The organism is Mesorhizobium sp. M0894 (genome assembly GCF_040319725.1).
Lineage (GTDB): Bacteria > Pseudomonadota > Alphaproteobacteria > Rhizobiales > Rhizobiaceae > Mesorhizobium.
Map to the genome: position 1 here is coordinate 1 of NZ_JAMYOG010000057.1, position 607 is coordinate 607.

At 62.1% G+C, this 607-nt stretch carries 1 protein-coding gene; it reads left to right on the forward strand.

Annotation, left to right across the window (positions count from 1 at the left end; genetic code table 11):
- On the forward strand, positions 1–467 hold a 467-nt coding region (locus tag NKH91_RS32285; RefSeq protein ID WP_352849747.1), incomplete at its 5' end, for a transposase.
- Positions 468–607 lie beyond the last annotated feature (140 nt).

Genomic DNA, 607 nt, shown 5'->3' on the forward strand with positions numbered 1-607 from the left:
AGAAGGGCAAGAAGAGCACCTTCGGCTACAAGATGCACATCGGCGTCGACCAGGATCATACGCTGATCCGGCGCGTCGAGGTGAGCGACGCTTCGGTCACCGACACCGAGCCGGCCGACGCACTGATCAGCGGCGATGAAAGGGCGGTCTATGGCGATCAGGCTTATTATACCCACGCCAGACATGCCCGGCTGGTCGAGGCAGGCATCAAGGACCGCCTGATGCGGCGGCCCAACAAACATCATCCCGAGTTGCCGCCGCGCCAGAAGCGGCGCAACCAGCTGATCGCCAAGGTGCGGGCGGCGGTCGAGCGACCCTTCGCCGTGTTCAAGGAGAGCTATGCCATGCGGCGCCTGCGCTTCTTCAACCTCGCCGCCAACCGAACGCAGTGCATGCTGGCGGCCTGCGCCTACAACCTGCGCCGCATGGTCAGCACCCTCCATCCGCCTGGCGAGAAGCCGGCATAAGCAGGAGTCCGTCCGTAATCGGCCGGATGAGCCGATTATCCTGAAAAATGCCGCGCTGAACGGCCAAGCAGCGCTCTCCGACGCTCAAAAAAGCATATATGCCTCAAATCGCATATCTATGCGCCTTCTCTGCAAAGGCC